General features: G+C 47.9%; 25 protein-coding genes. 4 read left to right on the top strand and 21 right to left on the bottom strand.

Translation table 11 applies throughout. The annotated features are described in order from the left end of the window. Positions 1–35: 35 nt before the first annotated feature. The 9 genes from QMA09_RS13905 to QMA09_RS13865 all read right to left on the bottom strand — a co-directional run bounded on the left by QMA09_RS13905 (position 36) and on the right by QMA09_RS13865 (position 8,472). A complete protein-coding gene (locus QMA09_RS13905) occupies positions 36–1,211 on the bottom strand; it encodes a sugar ABC transporter permease (protein WP_135502847.1) in 1,176 nt (391 codons plus the stop codon). 12 nt (positions 1,212–1,223) lie between these two features. Continuing rightward, positions 1,224–2,744, bottom strand: a complete 1,521-nt coding sequence (locus tag QMA09_RS13900) for a sugar ABC transporter ATP-binding protein (RefSeq protein ID WP_290213518.1) — start codon at positions 2,742–2,744, stop codon at positions 1,224–1,226. Between the two features lie 84 nt (positions 2,745–2,828). Beyond that, entirely contained in the window at positions 2,829–3,962 is a 1,134-nt protein-coding gene (locus tag QMA09_RS13895) for a sugar ABC transporter substrate-binding protein (RefSeq protein WP_290213517.1), read from the bottom strand. Between the two features lie 532 nt (positions 3,963–4,494). Continuing rightward, positions 4,495–5,511: a GTP 3',8-cyclase MoaA gene (moaA, locus tag QMA09_RS13890; RefSeq protein WP_290213516.1), complete on the bottom strand. Its 1,017-nt coding sequence runs from the start codon at positions 5,509–5,511 to the stop codon at positions 4,495–4,497. Continuing rightward, positions 5,480–6,088: a molybdenum cofactor guanylyltransferase gene (mobA, locus tag QMA09_RS13885; RefSeq protein WP_290213515.1), complete on the bottom strand. Its 609-nt coding sequence runs from the start codon at positions 6,086–6,088 to the stop codon at positions 5,480–5,482. The genes moaA and mobA overlap by 32 nt, the downstream gene beginning before the upstream one ends. Continuing rightward, entirely contained in the window at positions 6,085–6,318 is a 234-nt protein-coding gene (gene moaD / locus QMA09_RS13880; RefSeq protein ID WP_290213514.1) for a molybdopterin converting factor subunit 1, read from the bottom strand. The genes mobA and moaD overlap by 4 nt, the downstream gene beginning before the upstream one ends. After that, the gene (locus QMA09_RS13875) at positions 6,315–6,752 is read right to left on the bottom strand and encodes a molybdenum cofactor biosynthesis protein MoaE (protein WP_290213513.1); all 438 of its coding nucleotides are present in this window, start codon (positions 6,750–6,752) and stop codon (positions 6,315–6,317) included. The genes moaD and QMA09_RS13875 overlap by 4 nt, the downstream gene beginning before the upstream one ends. Continuing rightward, positions 6,749–7,261 (bottom strand): molybdopterin-guanine dinucleotide biosynthesis protein B, encoded by a 513-nt coding sequence (gene mobB / locus QMA09_RS13870; RefSeq protein WP_290213512.1) that lies wholly within the window; start codon positions 7,259–7,261, stop codon positions 6,749–6,751. The genes QMA09_RS13875 and mobB overlap by 4 nt, the downstream gene beginning before the upstream one ends. Further along, entirely contained in the window at positions 7,249–8,472 is a 1,224-nt protein-coding gene (locus QMA09_RS13865) for a molybdopterin molybdotransferase MoeA (RefSeq protein WP_290213531.1), read from the bottom strand. Before QMA09_RS13865 ends, mobB begins: the two co-directional genes overlap by 13 nt. Positions 8,473–8,556: 84 nt before the next feature. On the opposite strand from QMA09_RS13865, the gene moaC reads away from it, so the two are divergent. Further along, positions 8,557–9,045, top strand: coding sequence for a cyclic pyranopterin monophosphate synthase MoaC (moaC, locus tag QMA09_RS13860; protein WP_135505096.1), 489 nt, complete (start codon positions 8,557–8,559; stop codon positions 9,043–9,045). On the opposite strand, the gene QMA09_RS13855 is transcribed toward moaC, so the two are convergent. From QMA09_RS13855 to QMA09_RS13820, 8 genes are all read right to left on the bottom strand, one after another. Continuing rightward, positions 9,030–9,545 carry a MogA/MoaB family molybdenum cofactor biosynthesis protein gene (locus tag QMA09_RS13855; RefSeq protein WP_135505098.1) on the bottom strand — a complete coding sequence of 172 codons (516 nt, stop codon included), beginning with the start codon at positions 9,543–9,545 and terminating at the stop codon, positions 9,030–9,032. The two genes, moaC and QMA09_RS13855, sit on opposite strands and share 16 nt — an antisense overlap. An 18-nt stretch (positions 9,546–9,563) precedes the next feature. Continuing rightward, positions 9,564–10,583: a ThiF family adenylyltransferase gene (locus QMA09_RS13850; protein WP_290213511.1), complete on the bottom strand. Its 1,020-nt coding sequence runs from the start codon at positions 10,581–10,583 to the stop codon at positions 9,564–9,566. Beyond that, entirely contained in the window at positions 10,549–11,235 is a 687-nt protein-coding gene (locus QMA09_RS13845; RefSeq protein WP_135505102.1) for an ATP-binding cassette domain-containing protein, read from the bottom strand. The genes QMA09_RS13850 and QMA09_RS13845 overlap by 35 nt, the downstream gene beginning before the upstream one ends. Before the next feature lie 6 nt (positions 11,236–11,241). Further along, positions 11,242–11,925: a molybdate ABC transporter permease subunit gene (gene modB / locus QMA09_RS13840; protein ID WP_290213510.1), complete on the bottom strand. Its 684-nt coding sequence runs from the start codon at positions 11,923–11,925 to the stop codon at positions 11,242–11,244. Continuing rightward, positions 11,922–12,704, bottom strand: a complete 783-nt coding sequence (modA, locus tag QMA09_RS13835) for a molybdate ABC transporter substrate-binding protein (protein ID WP_135505106.1) — start codon at positions 12,702–12,704, stop codon at positions 11,922–11,924. The genes modB and modA overlap by 4 nt, the downstream gene beginning before the upstream one ends. Positions 12,705–12,870: 166 nt before the next feature. Then, the gene (locus QMA09_RS13830) at positions 12,871–14,154 is read right to left on the bottom strand and encodes an L-lactate MFS transporter (protein ID WP_290213509.1); all 1,284 of its coding nucleotides are present in this window, start codon (positions 14,152–14,154) and stop codon (positions 12,871–12,873) included. 219 nt (positions 14,155–14,373) lie between these two features. Further along, the gene (gene fdhD, locus QMA09_RS13825; protein ID WP_183736511.1) at positions 14,374–15,165 is read right to left on the bottom strand and encodes a formate dehydrogenase accessory sulfurtransferase FdhD; all 792 of its coding nucleotides are present in this window, start codon (positions 15,163–15,165) and stop codon (positions 14,374–14,376) included. Next, on the bottom strand, positions 15,152–15,535 hold the full coding sequence (locus QMA09_RS13820; RefSeq protein ID WP_183736512.1) for a Na-translocating system protein MpsC family protein: 384 nt from the start codon (positions 15,533–15,535) through the stop codon (positions 15,152–15,154). Before QMA09_RS13820 ends, fdhD begins: the two co-directional genes overlap by 14 nt. 294 nt (positions 15,536–15,829) lie before the next feature. Here QMA09_RS13820 and fdhF point away from each other — a divergent pair, with 294 nt between their 5' ends. Beyond that, complete coding sequence (gene fdhF / locus QMA09_RS13815; RefSeq protein ID WP_290213508.1) at positions 15,830–18,766, top strand: formate dehydrogenase subunit alpha; 2,937 nt, start codon at positions 15,830–15,832, stop codon at positions 18,764–18,766. Positions 18,767–18,772: 6 nt separating this feature from the next. Continuing rightward, positions 18,773–19,255, top strand: a complete 483-nt coding sequence (locus tag QMA09_RS13810; RefSeq protein WP_135504646.1) for a helical membrane plugin domain-containing protein — start codon at positions 18,773–18,775, stop codon at positions 19,253–19,255. A gap of 445 nt (positions 19,256–19,700) precedes the next feature. On the opposite strand, the gene QMA09_RS13805 is transcribed toward QMA09_RS13810, so the two are convergent. Further along, positions 19,701–20,036, bottom strand: coding sequence for a hypothetical protein (locus QMA09_RS13805; protein WP_290213507.1), 336 nt, complete (start codon positions 20,034–20,036; stop codon positions 19,701–19,703). Positions 20,037–20,302: 266 nt separating this feature from the next. Then, complete coding sequence (locus QMA09_RS13800) at positions 20,303–21,241, bottom strand: HNH endonuclease (RefSeq protein ID WP_290213506.1); 939 nt, start codon at positions 21,239–21,241, stop codon at positions 20,303–20,305. A gap of 194 nt (positions 21,242–21,435) precedes the next feature. Here QMA09_RS13800 and QMA09_RS13795 point away from each other — a divergent pair, with 194 nt between their 5' ends. Further along, a complete protein-coding gene (locus QMA09_RS13795) occupies positions 21,436–22,170 on the top strand; it encodes a Bax inhibitor-1/YccA family protein (RefSeq protein ID WP_290213505.1) in 735 nt (244 codons plus the stop codon). A gap of 87 nt (positions 22,171–22,257) precedes the next feature. Here QMA09_RS13795 and QMA09_RS13790 read toward each other — a convergent pair whose 3' ends face one another. Beyond that, entirely contained in the window at positions 22,258–24,093 is a 1,836-nt protein-coding gene (locus QMA09_RS13790) for a M6 family metalloprotease domain-containing protein (protein WP_290213504.1), read from the bottom strand. 250 nt (positions 24,094–24,343) lie between these two features. After that, a partial coding sequence (locus tag QMA09_RS13785) for a tetratricopeptide repeat protein (RefSeq protein ID WP_290213503.1) occupies positions 24,344–25,373 on the bottom strand: 1,030 nt, incomplete at its 5' end.

Below are 25,373 nucleotides of genomic sequence, written 5' to 3'. Positions count from 1 at the left end.
CTTTTGCAAGGATGCCTGGCGCCGTTTTTAGGGATTTATCCTCTTTTTCTTCGGGTCATGACATCGAATATAACAGCTGCTGCCAAAACACCCCCGCGGATGATGTATTGATAGGAAATGCCGACACCCAGCAAGTTCATCCCGCTCGACAACGAAGCCATAACGATTGCCCCGATGATCGCGCCGGTCACTTTGCCGACGCCGCCTGCAGACGATACGCCGCCGACATAAGCAGCCGCGATCGCATCTAGCTCAAACAATGTTCCGGCTGTCGTCGTTGCCGATTGCAGGCGCGACGTGAACAGGATTCCTGAAAGGGCTGCAAGCATACCCATCGAACCAAACACGAAATAGGTGATTTTATTGACATTGATGCCGCTGAGATGTGCAGCTTCCGGGTTGCTCCCGACTGCGTAAATGTGGCGGCCAAGAACTGTTTTCGTCGTCAGGAAATGGTAGATGACGACGACGCCCAGCATGATGATCACTGTCCATGAAAATCCGTTATAGCCAGCTAAAAGCCACGTGATGTAAGCGATGATTGCGGAAATCAAAACGATCTTCGTGATGAATAAGCCGATGGACATGACTTCAAAGCCGTATTTCATCTTATCTCTGCGTGTGGAAAACTCGCTGTAGATATAGAAAAGGATGCCGACCACACCGACTAGCAGCGTCAATAAGTGCAAGCCGTTGATCTCCATCAGCGATGGGATGAACCCATTGCCGATTGCATTGAAACCGTCATCGTTGACGATAATCGTGCCGGTCCGTTCCGTGACTTGCAAAAGCGCACCGCGGAATATGAGCATCCCGGCCAAGGTTGCAACGAACGCCGGAATACCGACTTTCGCAATCAGCACGCCGTTTACGAGGCCGATCAACGCGCCGAAAACCAAAATGACCGGAATGGTGATGAACACCGAAACGCCCATCTGGGTCAGGAAGATGGCAGCTACCGCTCCAAGAAACCCGGCTAAAAACCCGACTGATAAATCAATGTGCCGGATGACGATGACCAATGTCATACCGACTGCCAATACGGCGATATAGCCCGCAGAATCCAGCAAATTGCTGATGTTCCTTGAGGACAAGAACAAACCGTCCGTCTGGATTGCAAAAACCAGCATGATGACAGCAAGCGCTATATACATTCCGTATTCGCGTATATTTTCTTTTAATAATGTTTTTGCTTCCGAAAAATAATTCATCCTTTTAACCTCCTATTGCGTAGCGAGTTCCATGATCGATTCTTGCGTTGCTTCTGATATATCCAATTCCCCTTTGATCGCGCCTTCGGCCATGACATAGACCCTGTCGCTCATGCCGAGCACTTCCCCGAGTTCCGAGGAAATCATGATGATGCTCAAGCCTTCATTGATCAATTCGTTCATGATCGTGTAAATCTCGAATTTTGCCCCGACATCAATGCCGCGCGTCGGCTCGTCCAAAATCAAAATCTTCGGCCCGGTAAAAAGCCATTTGCCGAGCGATACTTTTTGCTGATTGCCGCCACTGAGTTTGCCGACAATCTGTTCGAGCGAGTTCGCTTTGACATGGAGCTTGTTTTTGTAATCGGTGCCGACTTTGACTTCTTCGTTCAAATTCAAGATGCCCTTATGCGAAATCCCTTTTAAATGCGCAGCAGAGACATTGCTTTTGATGTCCTGGATGAGGAACAGGCCATCGCCTTTGCGGTCTTCCGTTACATAGGCGATATTCGCTTTGATGGCGTCGCTTGTGTGCTTGAATTTTTTCTTGTCGCCAAAAACCAATAATTCACCATCCAGTTTATAGCCTTTCGGGTTGCCGAAAATACTTTGCGCAAGTTCCGTGCGGCCAGATCCCATCAAACCGGCAATGCCGATGATTTCCCCTTTTTTCAGCTGCAGGTTGGCATTTTTGACAACATTGCGGCCCAGCTCGATGTCATAAGCCGACCAATTTTTCAGTTCGAGTACAGTATCACCAATTTTTTTGTCCGGCCGTTTCGGATAAATGTCTTCGATGTCACGCCCGACCATGTTTTTGATGATCAAGTTTTCCTTGATCTCGCCTTTTGCCGCATCCAGCGTGCAGATCGTCTTGCCGTCCCGCAAAATGGTCGCTTTGTCAGCGATGGAAATCACTTCTTTCAACTTATGCGAAATCATGATGCAAGAGATGCCCTGGCTTTTCAGCTCTTTCAGCAATTCCAGCAGATTTTCGCTGTCGTCTTCGTTCAGCGCTGCTGTCGGCTCATCCAAGATCAGCAATTTGACGTCTTTGCTCAATGCTTTCGCAATTTCGATGAGCTGCTGCTTGCCGACGCCCAGATCTTTGATAAGCACTTCTGGTTTCACTTTCAGCTTTACTTTTTTCAGCAATTTTCCAGCTTCGGTGATCGTCTGGTTCCAATCAATGAACGGACCTTTTTTAATTTCATTGCCTGCGAAAATGTTTTCGTAAACGGAAAGATCCGGAAACAATGCAAGCTCCTGATAAATGATGCCGATTCCAGCCGCTTCACTGTCGTTTACGGTGTTGAACTTCTGGACCTGCCCTTCAAAGACAATATCGCCTTCGTATGTGCCGTAAGGATAAACGCCGCTTAACACCTTCATCAACGTCGATTTCCCTGCGCCATTTTCACCGATCAAGCAATGAATTTCGCCTCTCTTCACTTTGAAACTGACATCGGACAATGCCTTCACTCCGGTAAACTGCTTTGTAATATTATTCATTTCCAATATATAGTCGCTCATTCGATCGCCTCCCTGCTGAAAATGCTATGTAATCAAGAAATAGTGATAGAAAAATCTATCACTATTCCTTTTCATATTCCGTTTTTATTCGAGGCCTGTAAATTCGCTTGCATCGTAGTACTCTGAGTCGATCAATTCTTGCTTGACGTTCTCTTTGTCCACAACGATAACGTCAGTCTGTTTTGCTTTGACTTCCACTTGGCCGTTGTCGTAAGTACCAGTAGTTTCTGGCGTGTTGCCGTCAAGCACTTCAATTGCCATGCCCATCGCATCTTCTACCAATGTGCGAACATCTTTGAATACTGTCATCGATTGTTTTTCGTCAATGATGTATTGGATCGATGCTTTCTCAGCATCTTGGCCAGTCAATAGATAGTTCGTCACTGCGCTGTCTGAAGCGAATACATCGGCAATCGAGCGTGCTGTGCCATCGTTCGGCGCCAAAATTGCGACGTCGCCTTTTTGTGCATCAGATGCTGCAGTTAAATGCGTTTGTGCTTTGTTTTTGGCTTCGTTCGGATCCCAGTTTGTCGTAACCTGGCCGATGATTTTACCTAGGTCTTCACGCGACAAGTCTGCAGAGTCTTTCAACGCTTCCGCTTCGCTTGAGTTGGCAATGACCAATGTGCCGTCAGCGATTTTCGGCTGAAGCACTTTCCATGCGCCTTCGAAGAATAGGAATGCGTTGTTGTCAGATGCTGCACCGGCATACAAGTAAAGCGGTACGCCAGATCCATCGATGTTGTCGAGCAAGTATTGCGCTTGTGCTGCACCAACAGCCAAGCTGTCGAATGTAACGTAATAATCCACTGCATCCGTATCTGTGATCAAACGGTCATAAGCGATGACTGTGACATCATCTTTCTTCGCTGCTTCTACAGCCGCTGCTGCCGCTGCTCCGTCATGCGGTGTGATGATTAATACTTTGATGCCTTTGTTCAGCAATGCTTCAACATTTTCTTTTTCTTTTGCTGAAGATCCTTGGCTGAATAGAATTTCTGTTGAGTAATCCGAATCCGCTAAAGCATCTTTAAAGCGCTGCTCATCCTGTACCCAGCGTGGCTCATCTTTTGTCGGCAGGATAATTCCTACGTCGACGCCGCTTCCGCCGCCTGAACCCGATCCTGAATCTGAATCTCCTGAGTTGCAGCCAGCTGCAATCAAGGCAAAAATCATGACCATCAATAATAGCGTGAACCCTTTAAACCGTTTGCCCATTTCTTAACCCCTCTTCTTTAGGTATATTTCATTACTCCTTAATTATAAATTCAGAAATTTTTAATGAAAGCGCTATCACTAGCACTCTTTTAATATAGTCTGGAATTTTTTAGCTTCGGCATGTTTTTTTATTCTTACTATTTGTTGAACTAATGAAAATTAAGTATCGATATTTCGTAAAACTGCCTCGCTTGCCCCGGGCAAGAGTTGACCGAAGCCTGCGAGGGCAATTCTTTGCGACGAAGTGCGTAGCACTGCAACGTACTTTTTGTCCCGAAGCTAGCGCAGCAACGGTCTTAAATGTCTCGAAGCTAGCGCAGCGATGCAGAGACAGAGACAGGGACAGGAGCAGTAAGGTTTTCTACGCAGTTTTGCTCCATATCGAATGATATCTTAGTGAGAATAGACAGGAACATAAGCAGAAAGTTCTTCGCAGTTCCAAGTTTCATTCGGATTATACGAAATAAAAAAGGTGGACAAGAGGCCGTTTGAGAACGGATCTTGTCCACCTTATATTGTGCAGAAAGTTTAATCAGCCGCCGATATAGGACATGCCGATTTTGTTGCGGTTTTTCGCTGTCAGTTCGGTGCGTTCGTCTGAATAGCGGTCGTCGCGACGCTGCCATACCGCACTGATTTGGCGCAATAATTCCGCGTCGTCCAAGCCGGCGCGAACCAATTCACGGATATCGAACCCGGAATCGGCAAAAAGGCACGTGTAGAATTTGCCATCGGACGATAAGCGTGCGCGTGTGCAAGTCGAACAAAACGATTCCGACACGGACGTGATAAAGCCGACTTGCGATTCGCTGCCGGCGAACCGGTAACGTTTCGCCACTTCGCCGTAATAATCTTCTTCGACTGGTTCGAGATCATAGACAGCCTGGAGCTTTTCCAAAATCTCTTTTTTGGTCACGACTTTTTTAAAGCTCCAGCCATTGTCATTGCCGACATCCATGAATTCGATAAAACGGAGCGTGATGCCCCGCTCTTTGAAATACGCTGCCATTGGCAGGATTTCGCTTTCGTTGACCCCTTTTTGCACGACCATATTGACTTTGATGTCAAAACCGATCTGCTGTGCGAAGTCGATTTGCTTTAATATCAGATCGGGCTTCACGCCTCGGCCGTTCAATTCGCCAAAAAGCTCTGGGGTTAAAGCATCCAAACTGATGTTTAAGCGCCGAAGCCCTGCTGCGTATAAATTTTCGGCATGCGCACCGAGCAACAAGCCGTTTGTCGTCAAGCCGATGTCTTCAATTCCATCTACGGAAAGGATTGATTTGACCAAATCCGGAAGCCCGCGCCGCATAAGGGGTTCGCCGCCAGTCAATCTGATCTTTTTCACGCCCATCGCTGCAAATACGGTAGTAAGGCGATGGATTTCCTCAAACGTCAATAATTCCTGTTTCGGCAAAAACGCATAGTCATCGCCAAACACTTCTTTCGGCATGCAATAGGAGCAGCGGAAATTGCAGCGGTCCGTCACCGAAATGCGCAAATCACGTATTGGCCGTTCAAATCGGTCTTGTATGGGTTTCACTGCCATGTTCATCGGCTCCTTTCAAATGATCCGGTGTGTTGATGTTGCGAAAAGCGTCGAAGCCGCCGACTGCCGAACTATCAAGCCATTCAGTTTGGACTTTCGCCATAAATTCCATTACCCGCAATTGGCCATTTTCGAGGTCCGTTTCCAACAGATCCAGGACGCCGGCATTCCACAGGCTGAATAACGGTATATTGTGGCCGTCGGCACTAATTGCCGTGATGTCCATTTTTTCTGATGCCAAATCCATAAAAGCCGCTGTTTCCGAAGCGCTGATGAACGGCATATCGCATGGCAACACAAGATATTGGCGCGCTGGCCGCTCGGACATCGCCGTGTAGATGCCGGCAAGCGGCCCATTGCCTGCAAAATTTGGATTGTCACTTATGACATCCAGGTTGCCGGGAAAGCGGCCCTTTAATTCGGGCCGGGTAATGACGACGACGTGGCTGCAGACTGCCGCCAATGCAGCATAAGCATATTCGTAAAAGGCTCTGCCATCCAGTTCGGCAAAAGCTTTCGGCGAGCCGAAACGCCTTGACAAGCCGCCGGCAAGCAAAACTCCGATCGTTTCATTCATCCTCCGCTGACCGGTGGAATGAATGCCGCGACATCGCCTGTTTCCAATCGATCTTCCAGCAATGCGTATTCTTCGTTCACGGCAACTCGCGCTGCTCCGGCTTCAATGCCCGGGTATTTTTCTGAAACCCATTGCCATAGTTCTTCAACTGTCCGGCCTGACAAATCTGCTTGTTCTCGTGCAACCCCTGTCAATTCCTTTAGTCCAGCAAAATAATGCACAGTAATCATACGGCACCTCCTGGTTTCTTTTTCTGGTCGCCAATCCATTCTTCGCCGTCTTCCCAAATTTCCTTTTTCCAGATCGGCACAATTTCCTTAATGCGTTCGATGGCGTATTCATTCGCTTCGTAGGCTGCTTTACGGTGAGGTGACGAAACGGCGATGACAACAGCGATGTCGCTTATGGCCAGTTCTCCGATGCGATGGGCAATGGCGGTTTTAGTGCCTGGCCACCGCTCTTCAATTTCCGCTCCGATTTGCGCCAGCTTTTTTTCTGCCATTGGTATGTATGCTTCATACGACAGATACAGCGTTTTCACGCCTTTCGTCCATTCGCGTACATGGCCGGTGAAGAGAGTCACTGCTCCCGCTTCCGGACGCAAGACCATGTCCGCGTATTGCTGCGGTTCAATCTTATGTGAAACAATTTCAAATGTTTTCATGTCGATTTCCTCTCTATCCAATCCGCGAACCATCCTGAAATTCGATCACTTTCATTTCGGCCAATTACAGCTCCATGGGCAGCACTTACGCCTTCATGTCCAATGACGAGCGCTATGCGGCTGAGCGATTTCAATTTCTCCCAATCGCTGTCGGAGCGGATCAGTACTATTTTTTCATAGGGTGCATCTTTGAACCCTTCGATAAAGATAAAATCAGTATCAGCAGTTGCAGCCATGGCGACCAACTCTTCTACAGCTGCCTCTTTCTTTTGGACGTGCAGTTGAATGACCCCGCCGCCAAAGACGACGGAAGCCGCAGCACCGCCGTTGAAAAAGCGCATGCTATCGGTTGTTGCCGGGGGCATATCCAGCGGTTCGGGATGGCCGTGGTGCTTTACTGCCGCAACGGTTTTGCCGCTTGCCGCCGCCTGACGGATCAGCTCGAGCATCAACGTCGTTTTGCCGCTGTCTTTAAAACCCACTACTTGCAGGACTGTCAAACCATCCACTTGGCGGCACCTTCTTCCACTCCGAGGAGCAAGACATCGACGCGGTCCCCTTTTACAAAGCCCCGGGTTCCCCCAGGCAGGACGATCAATGCATTGCCTCGTGCGATAGATGATACAGCATTCGACTTATTAAATCCAGCCGGGCGAACTGTTTCGCCATCGTATACCGCGCGGATAAAGCGTGTAAAAGGATTGGCTTTTTCAAAATCCTCCGATAAAAAAGCTGTAGTATGAGGCAAGAAAGGTTTTTCCGCACCCATCATTTTCAGCAGCGCCGGACGGACGAATAATTCAAATCCGGTAAAGCACGCGGATGGATTGCCGGACAAGCCGAACAAGAACCGGCCGTCTGCGACAGCGACTGTCGTGACACTGCCCGGGCGCATGGCGACTTTATTGAACAGCACTTTCGCGCCCAAGCGCTCGTAGATCGCTGGCAGAAAATCGAAATCGCCGACCGACACACCGCCCGTCGTGATGAGGCAATCGGTTTCTTGTGCCGCTTTTTGGACCGCTTCAAAGCTCTCATCCAGATTGTCGATCGACATGCCGTACATCTTGCAAGGGATGCCCATGCGCTTTAATTGTGCCATGATCATCGGTCCGTTGCTGTTGCGGATTTTGCCCGGCACCAGCGCATCGCCTACAGACAGCAGCTCGGTGCCCGTCGACAAAATGCCTACTGTCGGCAATTTCGCCACTTGGGGCTGGCTATAGCCGAAAGTCGCCAATAAAGCGATCGTTCCCGGGTTGATGAGATTGCCGCTTTCGATGACCTCTTCCCCATGTGCCACATCCTCGCCTTGCAGCGACACGTTTTCAAGCTTGTTAAAAGGTTTGCGGAGCGTGAACGACTGCCCATTTTCAACCGTCTGCTCAAACATCGCGACCGCATCCGCACCTGCAGGCAACTGGGCTCCCGTCATGATCCGGATGGCTTCAAAGGCATTCAGCGTTTTTCTTGAAACTTCGCCGGCGCCGATATGATCGATGACATTGAAAGGGATACGGGAAGTGCCTGATGCTCCCGCAGTATCGGCTGACCTGATGGCATAGCCGTCGTACGGCGACCGATTGAAAGGCGGTACATCCGTTGTCGCCGTCAATGGCTGCGCCAAAATGCGCCCGTAGCTGTCTTCTAATGCCACACTTTCGGTCTCTAAACTGCCGGCATGGCTCATGACCAAGTCAACCGCATCTTTCACTTGCATCGGTATTCGCTTTTCAACCACTGGCTACATCTCCTTAAAATCCATGTTATACTTTCATCATTATATGTGAAAAGGATGATTTCTGTGAACGAACTAACGCATTTCAATACGCAGGGCCGCGCTAAAATGGTCGACGTTTCCGATAAAGCAGAGACTGTCCGCATCGCCCGCGCACGAACTTCCGTCATCGTTAACCAAAACATTTACAGCCAGATCAGGGACGGGTCCAATAAAAAAGGCGATGTATTTGCAGTAGCGCAAGTCGCCGGCATCATGGCAGCGAAAAACACAGCGCAGATCATACCGATGTGCCATCCGCTGGCGCTGAGCGGCGTAGATATCGAATTCGAATGGGATGTCGATGAAAAACGAGGCCATTACGAAGTCATTTTATCCACCACCGTCAAAACCAAAGGCCCGACAGGCGTTGAAATGGAAGCGTTGACCGCTGCTTCAGCCGCTGCACTGACCATTTACGATATGTGCAAAGCTGCCGGTAAAGAAATGGTCATCGGACCGACAATGCTGCTGCACAAAAGCGGCGGAAAATCCGGCGATTATTCACGCGCTTGAAGATGTTTCGTCAATTCAAAGACAATGTGCCGGATTTCCGGCAAAATGAGCTTTTCCATGGCCAGGCGGACGGCGCCACGCGATCCAGGCAAAACGAACAGCGCTTTATGGACAGAAGTTCCGGCTGCGGCACGGCTTAGAAGCGCCTTCGATCCGATGTCTTCTGTATAGCTGAGGAAACGGAAAAGCTCGCCAAAACCTGGAAGCTCCTTCTCAAATAACGGCGTTACCGCTTCATATGTGACATCCCGTTTGGCAATGCCCGTGCCGCCTGTCGTAATGACGGCATCAACCCTTTCAAGTTCGAGCAGTCGGGAAACTGTTTTCCGGATTTCTTCTGCATCATCCTTGACGATTTCATAAGCCGCGATGACAAGGCCTTTTTCTTGTGCCAATTTTCGGATCAGCTGCCCGCTTTCGTCTGTTTGAAGGCTGCGTGTATCACTGACCGTCACAATCGCGATGCTGATGCGCTGTTCCAAGTGAAAAATTTCTGACATTGTAGAGCCTCCTTCAGTCTAGCCAAAAAGCTGATGATAAATTTTTCGGCCTTCCGCTATATTGCGGATGCCGTGGATGATCATGCGTCCGTTCCCAAAAAACACCATTCGAAAACCAAGTGCCTGCATCTGGACAAAATAAGGTGTGCGCTTCACTTCAGCACCCATCCTGCGTGCTGCAAATTCCGCGTCATCGAGCGAAATGCTGCGCTCCGGATCCGGCAAAATCTGGACCGCTTCTCTGCCGCATAATACGGCGTACAGGCCTTCCGAATTCCGTGCAAGTGAAGGGAATTTCGGGTTCTCACCACAAGTTTCACAGGTGGGGTTTTTGATGCGCACGATGCCGATATCGTATTGGGTATTGTCCCATAAATTGAAATAATGCACTTTTTTCCTCATGGCCTGTTTGTTTCCGCTCAGCCATTTCATCGCTTCCGCACATTGCAAAGCGGCAGTCACCTGGACAGAGGGTGAAATGATGCCCACTGTGTCACAGGTTTCATTGACCGCTGGCAGCACTGGAACCAAACAGCGGAAACAGGAACCTTGTCCCGGAACGAACGGAAAAACAGCCCCGGAACTGCCGACGCAAGCGCCGTAAATCCAAGGCACGCCATATTTGACGCTGGCATCATTGATCAATAGCCGCGTTTCGAAATTATCTGTAGCATCCATCACAAGGGTGCTTTTTTTGATGAGTGTTTCCATCAATGCGGCATCTAGGTTTTCAAGATATGTATGGAGTTGAAGGTCTTTCCTGATTGCTTTCAGCCTTTTTTCAGCTGCCACCACTTTCGGTGTCATCGCTTGCGCATCTTCTTCCGTGAATAGCTGCTGGCGCTGCAGATTTGAAAACTCGACATAATCCCGGTCCACCAGATGGATTTCGCCGGCTCCGGCACGTACCATCGACTCTGCAATTGCTGAGCCCAATGCCCCGCAGCCGATAATCGTGATGACGGCCTGTTGAATGGATGCCTGCCCTTCAGCACCGATCGGGTTAAATAAAATCTGCCTTGAGTATCTCTGTTCCAACAACCCCACCTCTTTCCAACAATCCTTGTTCTGTCATTTGTCCTTGATCCACTTTGATAATGCGGTCTGCAAGTTTTTCGGCATCCGCTTTTAAATGGGTCACAAAAATCACCGGTATCTTCCATTGCTCGTGAATTTTATGCAGTTCTTCCTGGCACCTCGCCCGCGTATCATCATCCAAAGCGGAAAAAGGCTCGTCCAGCAGCAAAATATCCGGCTTCGCCGCCAACGCCCGGGCTAACGCGACCCGCTGTTTTTCCCCGCCGGAGATTTGATGCGGGTATTTAGCCAGCAATCCCGAGATGCCGAGCAGTTTTGATAATGCGGTGATATGCGACAAATCACTGCCCCGCTTGGTGCCGTATAAGATGTTTTCTTCCACCGAAAGATGCGGAAATAAGGCATAATCCTGGAACAAATAACCAGTCTTCCGTTTCTGTATTTTCAATGGCTTTTGGCCGCTTTGATAAAAAACCGTGCCGTTCAATGCAATGATTCCTGCATCCGGCTGCGTGATGCCGGCGATGCAATTGAGCAGTGTCGTTTTCCCGGAACCTGATGGCCCAATCAACGCCACGATTTCATCGTTCATCGAAAACGCCATTGACAAGGTAAAATGATCCAGTTTTTTCGTGAAATCTACAGTAAGCATTCGACGTCATTCCCTTCCAATGCGGATGGCGTTTTTCCTGCGCCAATAATTGACCCAGCCGATCGCAGCGACGCCAAGCGCCGAAATTATGACGACCCAAAAAATGGCTTTGTCCATTTGTCCCGCTTCATACGCGAAATAAATCGCCAACGGGATGGTTTCTGTCACCCCCGGTATGTAGCCGGCAATCATCAGCGTTGCGCCGAATTCTCCGATCGCCCGTGCAAAGGCCAAGATCACGCCGGCCAGGATGCCTGGCCAGGCAAGCGGGAAGGTCACAGTCCGGAATATGCGCCATTCTGAAACGCCCATCGTCCGTCCGACGTTTTCCCATCGCGGGTCCACTTTTTCAAAAGCTGCAAGCACACTTTGGTACATGAGCGGCAGCGATACAACAAACGAAGCAATGGCTGCCCCGATCCACGTAAAGACCACGCGGAAACCGAAAAGGTTTTCCAGCAAGATGCCCAGCGGTCCATTGACCCCGAACAGCACGATGAGCGCAAACCCGATTACTGTCGGCGGGAGCACAAGCGGCAAAAGAATGAAGGCATCGACTATGCTTTTGCCAAAAAATTCTTTTCTTACCATCAATCGGGCCAATGCGATGCTGACAATGAACACACAGATTGTCGAAATACCCGCAACTTTCAGCGATAAGAACAATGGAGACAAATCGTATGGCGTCATGGCTGCAGCCTTTCTGCCGTCAAAAACCCATATTCCTCAATGATGGCCTGCCCTTCTTCAGATAATAGATAAGCCAGGAACTTTCCGGCATGATCCGGTTGCTCCGAATTCGAAAGCAGGGCAGCCGGGTAATTGATTTCCACACTTTCCAGCGGCATTTTGTCCATGTTTTTAACGGTTTCCGACAAAGCTGCATCAGATGCGTAAATGACTCCCGCATTTGCATTGCCGCTTTCCAGATACGTCACGACTTGGCGGGCGTCTTTCGCATATATCAACTGCCCTTCCAAAGGCTGCCACATTCCAATCGCTTCCAAGGCTTTTTTTGTATAGCCCCCTAGCGGAACGCTGGCGGGTTCCGCAATGGCAAACGTCCCGTCGAAAGACGCTAACATGGATTTCACATCTGGAGCTTCCCCAATTTCAGAAGATGACGCCAGCACCAATTGATTCCCGGCAAACGGTGACACGCTTTTAACGTCCGCTAACCCGTCTTCCACCAAGAGCTCCACATCTTCTGCACTCGCTGATAAAAAGACATCAGCAGGTGCACCGTTTTCGATCTGGCTTCTCAGTTTGCTGGACGAACCTAGATTCGTGACAATGGCGATTCCGGGATTGACCTGTTCAAAACCGGCTGCCAGCTCATCCATGGCACCGGATAAACTTGAAGCCGCCGACACCATCAAGGTTTCTTCTTTGGCTGCAGGCTGTGCAGCACAGGCAGCCACGAAAAAACTTGATAAAGCCAACAGCATGAATTTATTTTTCAATCGCATTATGCCACTTCCTCTATCAACAAAAGGTTTTAATGAATTTTCCTATCAATATTGCCATTCTACGCCAATAACATTCAAGAAAGCCAGAAAACTTTACAGCAAATTTGATGAAACAATAAAAATCGGCCGTGAAATCCGAAGATTCCACGGCCGATTGTTTTCGAAATTACTCACTGACCACTTTGTTGACAGGTTTGACTGAAGATTTTTTAGTAAGCGAACGGATCCGTTTTATATCCACTCGAATAACCAGGGAAATAATCAAAGCGATGACGAAGAGGCCCGCGAAAAACAGCAAACTTCCTTCGTAGCTGCCTGTCTGGTCTTTCATGTATGCTGCAAACATTGGACCCGCAAGCCCGGCTGCAGCCCAGGCAGTCAAAATATAGCCGTGGATTGCGCCCAATTGTTTCGTGCCGAAAATATCTGCGATGTACGCCGGGATCGAAGCGAACCCGCCGCCGTAGCAAGTATAGACGATAGCCAGCATCACTTGGAACAGCAAAGCGTTTGTCGTGAATGGCAATAACGCAAATAATGCAATTTGGATGACAAAGAACGCAGTATACGTGTTCGGGCGCCCGATGTAATCGGAAATTGTCGCCCAGCCTAAGCGGCCAAGGCCGTTGAATATGCCAAGCACGCCGACTAATGCCGCAGCTTGCACTGTCGTCATGCCGATGCTGTCGATTGCCAGCGGTTTAGCGGCTGACAGGATTGCGATGCCGCACGTGACGTTGATAAAGAGCATAAACCACAAATAGTAAAAGCGTTTCGTTTTTACAGCTTCGTTCGCTGTCAGCTCAGCCAAATCCGTTTTGCGCTGAACTTTGCCGGTATCGAGTTTTTCTTGGAAGCCCGCAGGCATCCAGCCTTCCGGCGGTTTTTCAAGGTATAGCGAAGACAGCACCATAATTGTCAGGTAAGAAGCACCTAAAATGTAAAATGTGCTTTCGAGGCCGACCGAAGTGATCAGCATTTCCATGATCGGGCTGCTGATGGCAGCCGCAAAGCCGAAGCCCATGATGGCAAGCCCGGTCGCCAGTCCGCGTCGGTCCGGAAACCATTTGACCAACGTTGAAACCGGTGCGATGTACCCGATGCCGAGTCCGATGCCCCCAAGCGCGCCGTAAAACACATACAGCAGCGGCAATGACGACAAGCCGACTGCAAATCCAGAGCCGATAATGCCTGTTCCGAAAAAGATGGCAGCGACCAGACCGGCTTTGCGCGGACCGTATTTTTCTACAAAGCTGCCGAAAAATGCAGCGGATAAGCCCAAAAATAAAATAGCGATGCTGAACGTAAGCTGTACTTGGCTCGTGGTCCAGCCGAATTGGTCAATCAATGGATTCGTGAAATTGCTCCAGGCGTAAACAGAGCCGATGGAGATATGGATGCCGACTGCCGATAAGGCAATAAGCCACCTGTTTTTCGGTTTCTTTTTCATCTTGCGCTTGCCTCCTAAAATCTTATTTATGCTTATGTAAAATGAACTTAGAATGTCTAATTCATCAGTTTTCGGAAACGCTTACTTTTTAAAGCAAAAAATACATATGCCAAAATAATCCAAAAATGCGCGATGCCCGATTTCAAAATATTAAGACGTTTAGAATCATAGCACCGCGGTATTTGTTTGTCACCCTTTTTTCTTTTCAAGAAAAAGCTGCTACGCACCGACGATGCGCTGCGGATTAGTGTAGACATTAAAAGATTGGCCGCGGATAAAACCGACTGTCGTGATGCCCAGTTCTTCTGCAAGTGCCAACGCCAGTTCTGTCGGGGCAGACTTCGACAATACGATTTCACAGCCGATTTTCGCGACTTTCAGCAAAATTTCAGAAGAGATGCGGCCGCTGAAAACAATGACTTTGTCTGCCACGCTGATGTCGTTCATCAGGCAGTGACCATAGATTTTGTCGAGTGCGTTATGCCGCCCGATGTCCATGCGCGATACGATGATGCCATTCGCATCGCAAAGCGCAGCATTGTGGACGCCGCCTGTCTTTTTGAACATTTCCGCGGAGTCCGCCAGCTGCTCCATCAGGCTGAAACAATTTTCCGGCGTCAGCGTTACGCGTGTGCTGTCCATTTTTTTCGCAATCATCGCATCGTGCGCAAAGACGAATCCTTGGCGGCTCATCCCGCAGCATGAACTGATAAAACGCTTATTCTGCAGCTGCTCAAAAAACGGATAAACTTTGGCTGCGGTGATGTGGACGATTCCGCTTTTTTCATCCACGCGGATTTCTTCGATGTCCTTGTAATTCGGGATGATCTTTTCAGATGCTAAAAAACCGATGGCCATTTCTTCCACGTATTCCGGCGAGCAGACAATCGTGATGAATTCTTTGCCATTGATTTTGATCGTCAGCGGCTGTTCGACGACAACCCGGTCTTCTTTTTCAACGAATGTGCCCCGCTCATAGCGGCGGATGGTGCGTGTTTTATCTTGCGCCATCTATTTTCCCTCCCGAATCCGCTTTTTGGTCGATCGGACGGTCGAATAAAAAAACAGACACGGCGATATCATCTTCCACTTTGATGTCGGAGAAAAGGTGGATGAATTTTGCGCCGACCAGTTCTTCCATGCCTTCCGGCGCTGCTTCTGCATAAACGCTTTGGATCATCCGCGTACGGGCGGCATGGACCATTTCCCTGCCTTCCGGCGTCCGTGCAATAAATTCTTCTGAGGGGCTCAAATTTCCATGAAGCGTAGAAATGGCCATCTCGTTGACGAAAACCGTATGGATGCGTTCTGGACCTTTGCCAAAAAGGTTTTTACGGAGTTTGCGGATGATATCGTTGAATTCATGGATTTGTTTGGACATGATGTTCTTTTTCTCCTTCAAAATACAATTATTTGTAACTATTTGATAAATTGATTGTGTATGAAAATTATATTGTTTATAATAATAGCATACGTAGGCATTGCCGTATTTAAGTGCGGCAGCGCTTTCATCCCATTAGAATATTGGATTGGTCTTTTAGCAAGTCCTGTTAAGACACTATTCCACTATGAATCATGTGCACTTGTCAAGGTGTATTTTTTCATAGTGGGATTTTTTTATTTCAAATTCACCAGCAATTTTTATTATGAAACAACCCCAAAAGGAGGTATTTGCATGTCAATCAACATCAACGGCGCGTCTTATGAATTCAAAGACGGCCAGACTATTTTGCAAGTGATCAACGAACAGAAAATACTGCATCCGCAAATTTGCTACATGCCGGAAGTCGATCCGATTGAAACGTGCGATACGTGCATCATGGAAGTGAATGGCGAGCTGAAACGCGCTTGTTCAACAAAAGCCGTCAGCGGCATGGACGTCCAGCTCGCTTCCCCGCGTGCAAAAGAGGCGCAGACAGAAGCGATGGACCGGATTTTAGAAAACCATTTGTTGTACTGTACGGTCTGCGACAACAATAACGGCAATTGCAAAGTACATAACACCGTGGACATGATGGAAATCGAGCACCAGAAATACCCGTTCGAACCGAAATGTTCAGTTGACGAAGTCGATTTGACGAACCCGTTCTACCGCTACGACCCGAACCAGTGCATCGCCTGCGGCCAATGCGTCGAAGTGTGCCAAAACCTCCAAGTCAACGAAACTTTGACAATGGATTGGGAACGCGACCGCCCGATCGTACTGTGGGACGGCGGCGCAAAAATCAACGATTCTTCTTGTGTCAGCTGCGGCCAATGCGTCACGGCCTGCCCGTGCAACGCGTTGATGGAAACATCGATGCTTGGCGAAGCCGGCTTTATGACAGCAATCCCGGAACCCATCATGACGCCATTGATCGATTTGGTCAAAGATGTGGAGCCTGGATACAGCGGCATTTTGGCCATTTCCGACGCAGAAGCGACAATGCGGGAAACACGCACGAAAAAAACGAAAACCGTTTGTACGTTCTGCGGCGTCGGCTGTTCGTTTGAAGTATGGACAAAAGACCGTAAAATCCTTAAAATCCAGCCTGTATCGGAAGCACCTGCAAACCAGATTTCCACTTGCGTAAAAGGCAAATTCGGCTGGGACTTCGTCAATAGCGAAGAACGCATCACGACACCGATGATCCGTCAAGGCGATGAGTTTGTTGAAGCCACTTGGGAAGAAGCGCTCGATCTTGTTGCTTCAAAATTCAAGGAAATCAACGACAGCTACGGCAAGGACGCAATCGGCGTCATTTCTTCTTCGAAAATCACCAATGAAGACAATTACGTCATCCAAAAATTGACGCGCCAAGTGTTCGAATCAAATAACGTCGACAATTGCTCACGTTATTGCCAGTCTCCTGCAACTGACGGTTTATTCCGCACAGTCGGCATGGGCGGCGATGCCGGTACAATCAAAGACATCGGCAGCGCTGGACTCGTCATTATTGTGGGTGCGAACCCTGCAGAAGGCCATCCGGTGCTCGCAACCCGCGTTAAGCGGGCGCATAAATTGCATGAACAGAAATTGGTTGTCGCAGATATGCGGAAAAACGAAATGGCGGAACGCTCGGATATCTTCATCACCCCGAAACAAGGGACGGATCAGGTATGGCTGATGGCGGTCACGAAATACATGATCGACAACGGCTGGCACGACCAGCGCTTTATCGACGAAAACGTCAATCATTTCGGTGAGTTCACTGAAGTGTTGAACCAATACACATTGGAATACGCTGAGCAGCAGACCGGCATTCCAAGAGAGCAATTGATCAATATTGCTGAATTGGTTCGCGATGCTGATGGCACATGCATCCTTTGGGGCATGGGCGTAACACAAAACACTGGCGGCTCGGATACGTCCGCTGCCATTTCCAACTTATTGCTTGCGACAGGCAATTACCGCCGCCCGGGTGCGGGTGCATATCCGCTCCGCGGCCACAATAACGTACAAGGCGCCTGCGATATGGGCTCACTTCCTGGCTGGCTTCCTGGCTACCAGCATGTTACAGATGAAAACGCCCGCTTGAAATTCGAGACAGCTTACGGCGTAAAAATCGATGACAAGCCCGGCATGGATAACATCCAAATGCTGCAGGCTGTCGATGAAGGCATCATGAAAGCCATGTACGTTGTCGGCGAAGATATGGCACTTGTCGATTCAAACGCCAACCACGTGGATGAAGTACTTTCAAAACTGGATTTCTTTGTTGTCCAGGATATTTTCTTCTCCCGTACGGCACAATACGCAGATGTCATTTTGCCTGCCGCTCCGTCCTTGGAAAAAGAAGGAACATTCACGAACACTGAAAGACGTGTTCAGCGCCTTTACCGGGCATTGCCTGAACTTGGCGAGTCGAAAGCAGATTGGTGGATTGTCCAGGAAATCGCGAATCGCCTGGGCGCTGGCTGGAATTACAGCCACCCAAGCGAAATCTTTGCGGAAATGGCGAGCTTGTCGCCGTTGTTCAGCCAAGCGGATTATGCTTCGATGGAAGGCTGGAACAGCTTCCTATGGGGCAGCCTGGATGGCTCGAGCACTCCCCTCCTGTATGTGGATGGCTTCAACTTCCCTGACAAAAAAGCGCGTTTCGCTTTGTCTGACTGGGTCGAGCCGGTTGTATTCCCTGAGGAATATGATTTGCACATCAATAACGGACGCCTGTTGGAACATTTCCATGAAGGCAATATGACGAATAAATCTTCAGGCATCCAATCGAAACTGCCTGAAACCTTTGTTGAAGTGTCGCCTGAACTGGCCGCTGAACGCGGCCTTGAAGACGGTTCGACCGTCCGTCTGGTTTCGCCATACGGCGCGTTAAAACTGCCTGTTATTGTCACTGCCCGCGTCAAAGGCAATGAATTGTTCCTGCCGATGAACTCGGTCAAAAAAGAGACAGCGATCAACTTCCTGACAGGTCCCGCTGTCGACCAACGGACGAATACCCCTGCATACAAGCAGACGAAAGTTCGCATGGAAGTCTTGAAAGAACACGGCAAACGGCCATTGCCGCGCTCTAATCCGCGCGACAAAAAACGCAACCCGCAGTCCGGCATTGAAGTCGCACGGAAATGGGCGCGTGAAGGTTATGTGCATTTGACCGATCAAAAAGTAGAAAGGTGATGTCCTATGGCGAGTCCGATCACTCACTTGAAGAAAAAACAGCTGAGCCCAGATGAAATTCGGCACAATAAGCTGAAAGAGCTTGAGTCCCTGCTTGCAGAACAAGACCAGGCATTGAATAAATTGCTGCAAATCACCGGTGACTTGAATGACGCGGGCATCCTTGACGCTGCACTGGCAATGGTCAAAGCAAAAGAAGGCATCACTGAAATCGTCGTGCACCAAGCAACACGTGAACCCGTCACCAACCTCATCAATAACATGATGAGTGCGGCTGGTGCGCTTACGGCCATCGATCCCGCTACGACCGAAAAGCTCGCAGCAAGCGTCGCAGATGGCTTGAAAGAAGCGGAAGCGGAACGCACAAGCGATAAGAAAGTCGGTATTTTCCAATTGATGAAATCGCTGAAAGATCCGGACATCAACCGCTCGATCAAATTCGGCTTGAATTTCCTGAAAGGCATGGGAAAAAGCTTGGGCAAAAAATAATGAATACCAAAAGAGCTGCCGAGAATTCTCGGCAGCTCTTTTTCATCTATTATATAGAAGGAACTTGTTTTTATGGGTTTATGAAAGTCCACAACATCATTGGGCTTATGGAATAAATACGTGTTCACCAACACTGAACTTTTAAATCACGAAGCACCGCCAGCGTTAACTCATGCACAAGACATAAGGTGAATTTTGTCTAATACAAATTTGTGAAATACCGCAAAGCATTGAAAATGAAAAGGACAATGAGACTTTGGACAAACGTAACGGAAAGATCTTTTTTCCAGGAGTTCCTTTCTGGGTAGCGGTTCGAAACTCTTTGGAACACGAAAAGCAATCCCCACCATAACAGTAGACTCAATAGAAATTCCCCAATGGTATTGTAAAATTCCACGCCCATCGCTCCTTTTCTGTTTATAAATGATTTTCAAGATCGATTATCCTAGCCAATGTAATGGAGAACGATCCGATACAACGCGATGCACAACCCCAAAACACTGGCTTTCATTTTCGATGGATGGTATTTTTCGCTGCGATTCAAGTAAAAGAACATGATGATAAATCCAAGCGGAAACCAAAGCTGAAATTCCTTTTCATCTGAACTGCTGGAAAAAACCGGTGCAATATAAGTGCTGATTAAAAAATAAATGAAAATGGTAAAGCGCCGTGTTTCCAACTGCTTGCTCCATTTTATTAACAAGGAAATTGAAATTATTGCGATTATTGTAATATCCAGTGATGGCAGATGCAAAGTGCCATTGCCGATTTCGAACTCCATTCAGCCTCTCCCTCTTTTCAATTTAAAAATCAGCACCCCTTCAATGGTGTTCCCTTTTTTTCATCATACCAAAAATACCCATTTATCCATAGAAAAATAAAAATTTCCTTCAAATTTAAAAGCACCTCGATGAAAGGTGCTTCTAAAGGAATGCATGCACTTGTAAGCCTCGCATTTTAAAATTTTCACTGTTTTATCGCTTCGTCTGGAAATTCAGCTTCACCATCCTGCTGTTTAACAAACGCTTTTTTGGCAGAAGCTCTTGTTCAGCGCTCTTCCACTGTTTTTGCCAGCTTCAGTTTTTTCGGTTCGATGTAGATATTGCGTTTATGCCAGCGGAAATAAGGCGCATGTTCAAGAGTCGCTGGCACCTTTGCGGCCTTCTTGAGTCCATAGACAGCGTATTGCGCTTCCGGAATCCGGCTCGCGATATGCAGCTGCCCTCCTCCTGTAAATGAAATCAACCCCGATGTGAACAATGCTGCATGGTTTGCACATAACAAGATGCCGTTGTGCGGATCCAACCTTTCGGCATCGGTGCTGTCTTTCCACGGTTTCGCATAGCTTGCGGCTAATGCCGCATCGATGGCGATTCCACAGAGCGGGCATTCATTATGCCATAATTGCATAAGGCTTTTGCTGAATTGTTTTTTACTGCGGCGCATTTTTTCCTTTATTTCCATTTCCATCTCTGAAATCATGGTCATTAGCGGATTGTGGGTAGATCTTTTGACCACTTCTATCGCCAACTCGAGTTGCTCTTCTTCTACTGCAAAAAAATTCAGGCTGGTGATAACTTCCAGCAGCTTCATGGCCAGTTCTTCATTGCATGGGTATAAATAGCCTGAATTGCCGCTCGCATCTTCCTGAAAAGGCGAATATTTCAATGGCAATAAAGGCTCGATTGCGTCAAAATAATCTCGCACAGCGAGTGGGAAATCCAACTCGTGGTAGACGGCTTGTGCGATGAAAACTTCTTCTGTCCCGCCTGGAATTATGCTGTTTTTGCAGCCTTGTGTAATAAGGCTGATGGCGACGATCTGCCCTTTTACGTAATGGAAAACATGATCTCCTTCTTTCAGTTCGTGCATTCTTTTCCACGAATGCGGCACCATCCCGGATTTATCAATGCGTGGCGTCCACAGGATTCCAGCGTTCCGTTCTTCATGATACGTTTCTCCCTGCATGACGATAAAGCTGTTCATAAATGGACCCCCAGTGATTCTCTTGTATACCTAGCTTTTTCTAGTTTAACTCAATTCTTTTATTTTTGCCCGATCCTTGCACACATCTTTCCGTTATATAACTAAATCGAAATTCTATTCCGGTATATTTTTGTCCAAGTAGAAAATAAAGGATATACTTGTATAAGTACCAATTATTAAAAGAGGTGAGATTTATGAGAAGCGGAAATCCGAGTTTAAAAAATGAATCGTTTACGAAACACAGCGGCGCCGTTGCCGGGCGCCCTATGACCATTCAAGGTACGGTCAACAAAACCTTGATTTTATTGTTATTGCTGCTGGCCACGTTCGTCCTTTCCTGGAACTTATTCCTTAGCAATCCGGAAAGCGCGTTGCTGTTGATGCTTGTCGGCGCAATCGGAGGGCTTATTGTCGCGTTGATCACAATCTTCGTGCCAAAGGTATCACCGTTCACAGCGCCGCTATACGCGTTGCTGGAAGGGCTGTTTGTCGGAGCGATATCTGCACAATACGAAGTCCAATACGGCGGCATCGTTTTTCAAGCTGTACTATTGACCATCGGGGTGCTGTTGAGTTTATTGCTCGCTTATAAGTCGGGGTTCATCAAAGTCACCCAAAATTTCCGGCTGGGCGTTGTTGCAGCTACAGGCGGTATTTTCATCGTCTACCTGATTTCATTTATCGGCGGCTTTTTCGGTTTCGAAATTCCTCATTTGCATGAAGCCACGCCATTGGGCATTGCCATCAGCGTGGTCATCGTCATTATCGCCGCATTGAATCTGGTGCTGGATTTCGACTTTATCGAGAATGCCGCCAATAAAGGAGTGCCGAAGTATTATGAATGGTACGGTGCGTTCGGTTTGCTGGTCACCTTGATTTGGCTATACCTTGAAATTCTGCGTTTGCTGTCAAAACTGCGCAGCAGATAACCACTCAAACGTCCTTCGGGGCGTTTTTTTCATGAAAAAGCCGCGGCTCCAGTAAGTTCAGGAGCCGCGGCTTTAAGGTATTGAGTGTTATTTTTTGCTTGAATTTGCATTGTAGAAGAATTTAGCTGTGATCGAGCCATCTCCATTTTCCACAATGTCCGTTACATGAATTCCGGAATCTGCTGGTGTTGCATTATTGCCTTTCCAGAAATAATACGATCCCGAATGGACATTGCTTGAAACAGGTGTGATTTCATCGCCTGTTTTAAAGAAGTCGGCAGCGTCTCCACGGTTTGCGTTCTTTTCCAAATCGTATTTGCCGTCCGCTTGCAGGACTGACAATCCATAATGGGTCACTTTAGTCCCGTCGGAAGCCATTTGGAACTGATTGTATTGATAGCGTTTGTTCATCCAGTTTTCTACGTTATTCGGCCGGAATCCTGCAGTTTGGTAAAGATTGATGATGTTTTCATCAACATGCCATGCCAACAAACCATGGGCATCTTCCCCTTGGCGGCTCAACCCTTGGTTAAACCCTTTTTGCTGAACGTTTTCGAATAAGAAGTATTCGGTTCCATTAGAGCCCGGAACTTCCATTTTGACGATTCCGTTGTCAGCTGCTGCTTCGTTGATCGGCGGCAATGTAATCGTCTGTGCCGCGCCTGGCGCTACCTCTACTGGATTTGCCCAGCCAAGGAAAACTTTAGAGAACGGATCAAAAAGTGTCGGTGAATTCCCTGAATAAGCTGCCGCATTCGGATAGCGCATCCACGATCCACCTGCCATCATCGAGTAGTTCCCTACGCCTTCTGATGAATAGACAGTATCATAGAAATCCGGTAATCCGAGTGCGTGGCCGAATTCATGGGCGTAAACCCCTGGCTGTGCCGGGAATGGCCCAGTTGCCAGTTTGCTGTCGTATGAGTCTGTAGCGGCGTCATAGCCCGCCACGTTGCCTCCGATTCCAGGCTGGATATTGTAATTGTCTACGACAACACCGTCATACGTCATGTCTTCTTTGACGGTTTGATCAATCCATGCACCTTGGTCCATGCCTGCATAAACATCTGCCGGCTTCCCAGTTTCGTAGTATTTACCGTAATACAATGCACTCAACAAGCTCCATTTATGCGACCAGAACTGTGCCGGATCACTGCTGAATTCTGCACCGGTCCCTTCATGTACGACGAATATATTCGGCACTTCGCCGTCCATAGCGTATTTCGAGAAGTCGATTTCGCTGTCAGCCGCTGCCAATAGATCTCGTACGAATTCTCCTGTATGTGCATCACCATTTGCGTTGCCCAGGACATACTTGCCATTTTCAGCATATGTGCCATCTTGATCCAAGTAATAGGAAGCCCCTTTTGGCAATTCCACCCAAGCAAAATCCGTATTTTCTTTGCGGACAAGGTTTACTTTCCCGTTACTGGACTCTTTATAGACATTTTGCATCGTACGGTCTGTCGGTACTTTCACACCATTATATTCTGCGTATTGCTGGAATTGCTCCAATTCATACGGATTGTATTCATCACCGAATATCAAATCTTCGTAATATGCTGCAGGCACTTGCCCCTTCATATCACCGATTGGCTCATCGCCTTCCTTGTATTTCGCCAGAAGCACGAGAACCGGCACGTCCCCTTCGGTTTGGTTATAAGCAACATGGTTGTCGCCTGGCGCTTGGAACTTCTCGCCTTTATTCATTAACTTTTCTGCTGGATCCGCTTTTGACAGATCAATGCCGAGTTCTTTAGCTTTTTCGGAGAGTTCCGGAGAAGCTCCGACATGATGCGCTAAGCTCAACTCACTTTGATGGCTTACCTGTTCGGCAGTTGAGCCATTGGAGTTCACTCCGGCAAAAACTGCGCTGCCGACTAAAGCAAGTGTTAAAGCTGATGTAGAAAAGACTTTTAACATTGTTCGACCCCCTAAACGTTTTATGGTACTGGTAAATTGTATAAATAATTCAGTATATTTGGAATAGGTAGTATGTATCTATTGTAAATAAATCACATAGCTCTATTTACATATTTTATTCGGATTCCGAAGCAATACGTTTTAACCCCTTTTTTTTGCATCCCATTAACCAGCAGTTATTCAGCGCTCCAAAGAAAAAAGCTGCTCAAAGCCATGAAAATGGTCTTTGGAGCAGCTTTCCTGTTTTTTATTAATCCGCCAAATGTTCATCGGCCCGGTCCATCAAAATATATTCGAATGAACCGATCAACTGATATCCGCCGTCTGTTTCTTTGATCGAAATCTGTGTTTCAAGTTCCGTCAACAATGTATTCAAGTTTTCCATCACCGGTTCGAGGGCATGCTTCGATGCTCCTCCGATTACATGGCTATCCAAAAAATAGTCTTTTAAGCAGACGGGCGTTACAGCTTTCAGCCGGTGCGCATTTAAAAGAAGATGGCGCAGAACGTGTGCGTGCGGTGCAGCCACTGCCTCCTTTATGCCATTGAAGTGGAGCTCCGTGCCTGTGTCTCTGAAAAACAGCATGACTGTGTCTTTTGGCGCTGAACTGCATGTCTCGCTGCATTCCTCTATTGAACAATATTCGGTGCCGTCCAATGTCGTCATGCGATATGCTTGGGATTTCAATACGCCTTCATTATAGCTGAGCTGAGTGAAAAAGCCGGTAAAAATCGGATTTCCTGCTCCGTTGTTCTGCCCATTTTCTGAGCCGATAACCAACGCCTGGCATGCCGTATGCAATGAGCAATTCGACAAGTACAAGACCGCTCGGTTTATTTGTTCCGTGCTGAGCAGGAATGCTCCGTCGCTATAGTCCTTCTGAAAGTCCAACGCCTTTTGGAAATGGACGATGGATTCGCTGAATTTTTTTTGCACATAAGCCAGGCAGCCTAATCGATAAGATACGATCGGGTTTTTGCGATCGTAGCTTTGCACTCTTTTCAATACTTTTTCAGCTTTTGCACGTTCTTTTGCAGTGCTTCCATGGACGCTTGAACTATAGCGCAGTAAATAGCACACCAATTTTTTCTTTATATATGTATAATAATCAAGGTAGTCTTTATCGTCTTTGCTGAGGATCGACAAATGCGTATGCATCGCATCATAAATCTCGATTTTCGTGTAATTCAACAACCCTTTTCTGCTTTCTTCGCTCAAATGCAGTTCTTGTTCAATTTCTTCTAGTTCGTCTAAACTTATATCACGATATCGCATGTTC

The organism is Planococcus sp. APC 3906 (assembly GCF_030407685.1).
Lineage (GTDB): Bacteria > Bacillota > Bacilli > Bacillales_A > Planococcaceae > Planococcus > Planococcus koreensis.
This window is presented reverse-complemented; position numbering and strand designations above follow the sequence as displayed.

Bases quoted from the DNA above. Each gene is read 5' to 3' on its own strand.
- QMA09_RS13905 (WP_135502847.1), bottom strand. From the start codon at position 1,211: ATGAATTATTTTTCGGAAGCAAAAACATTATTAAAAGAAAATATACGC.
- QMA09_RS13830 (WP_290213509.1), bottom strand. From the start codon at position 14,154: ATGAAAAAGAAACCGAAAAACAGGTGGCTTATTGCCTTATCGGCAGTC.
- QMA09_RS13795 (WP_290213505.1), top strand. From the start codon at position 21,436: ATGAGAAGCGGAAATCCGAGTTTAAAAAATGAATCGTTTACGAAACAC.
- QMA09_RS13845 (WP_135505102.1), bottom strand. From the start codon at position 11,235: ATGCTTACTGTAGATTTCACGAAAAAACTGGATCATTTTACCTTGTCA.
- QMA09_RS13855 (WP_135505098.1), bottom strand. From the start codon at position 9,545: ATGTCAGAAATTTTTCACTTGGAACAGCGCATCAGCATCGCGATTGTG.
- mobA (WP_290213515.1), bottom strand. From the start codon at position 6,088: ATGAATGAAACGATCGGAGTTTTGCTTGCCGGCGGCTTGTCAAGGCGT.
- QMA09_RS13865 (WP_290213531.1), bottom strand. From the start codon at position 8,472: ATGCAAGTGAAAGATGCGGTTGACTTGGTCATGAGCCATGCCGGCAGT.
- QMA09_RS13805 (WP_290213507.1), bottom strand. From the start codon at position 20,036: ATGGAGTTCGAAATCGGCAATGGCACTTTGCATCTGCCATCACTGGAT.
- QMA09_RS13900 (WP_290213518.1), bottom strand. From the start codon at position 2,744: ATGAGCGACTATATATTGGAAATGAATAATATTACAAAGCAGTTTACC.
- QMA09_RS13895 (WP_290213517.1), bottom strand. From the start codon at position 3,962: ATGGGCAAACGGTTTAAAGGGTTCACGCTATTATTGATGGTCATGATT.
- modB (WP_290213510.1), bottom strand. From the start codon at position 11,925: ATGACGCCATACGATTTGTCTCCATTGTTCTTATCGCTGAAAGTTGCG.
- moaD (WP_290213514.1), bottom strand. From the start codon at position 6,318: ATGATTACTGTGCATTATTTTGCTGGACTAAAGGAATTGACAGGGGTT.
- moaA (WP_290213516.1), bottom strand. From the start codon at position 5,511: ATGGCAGTGAAACCCATACAAGACCGATTTGAACGGCCAATACGTGAT.
- fdhD (WP_183736511.1), bottom strand. From the start codon at position 15,165: ATGGCGCAAGATAAAACACGCACCATCCGCCGCTATGAGCGGGGCACA.
- QMA09_RS13875 (WP_290213513.1), bottom strand. From the start codon at position 6,752: ATGAAAACATTTGAAATTGTTTCACATAAGATTGAACCGCAGCAATAC.
- QMA09_RS13810 (WP_135504646.1), top strand. From the start codon at position 18,773: ATGGCGAGTCCGATCACTCACTTGAAGAAAAAACAGCTGAGCCCAGAT.
- QMA09_RS13790 (WP_290213504.1), bottom strand. From the start codon at position 24,093: ATGTTAAAAGTCTTTTCTACATCAGCTTTAACACTTGCTTTAGTCGGC.
- QMA09_RS13820 (WP_183736512.1), bottom strand. From the start codon at position 15,535: ATGTCCAAACAAATCCATGAATTCAACGATATCATCCGCAAACTCCGT.
- modA (WP_135505106.1), bottom strand. From the start codon at position 12,704: ATGCGATTGAAAAATAAATTCATGCTGTTGGCTTTATCAAGTTTTTTC.
- QMA09_RS13800 (WP_290213506.1), bottom strand. From the start codon at position 21,241: ATGAACAGCTTTATCGTCATGCAGGGAGAAACGTATCATGAAGAACGG.
- fdhF (WP_290213508.1), top strand. From the start codon at position 15,830: ATGTCAATCAACATCAACGGCGCGTCTTATGAATTCAAAGACGGCCAG.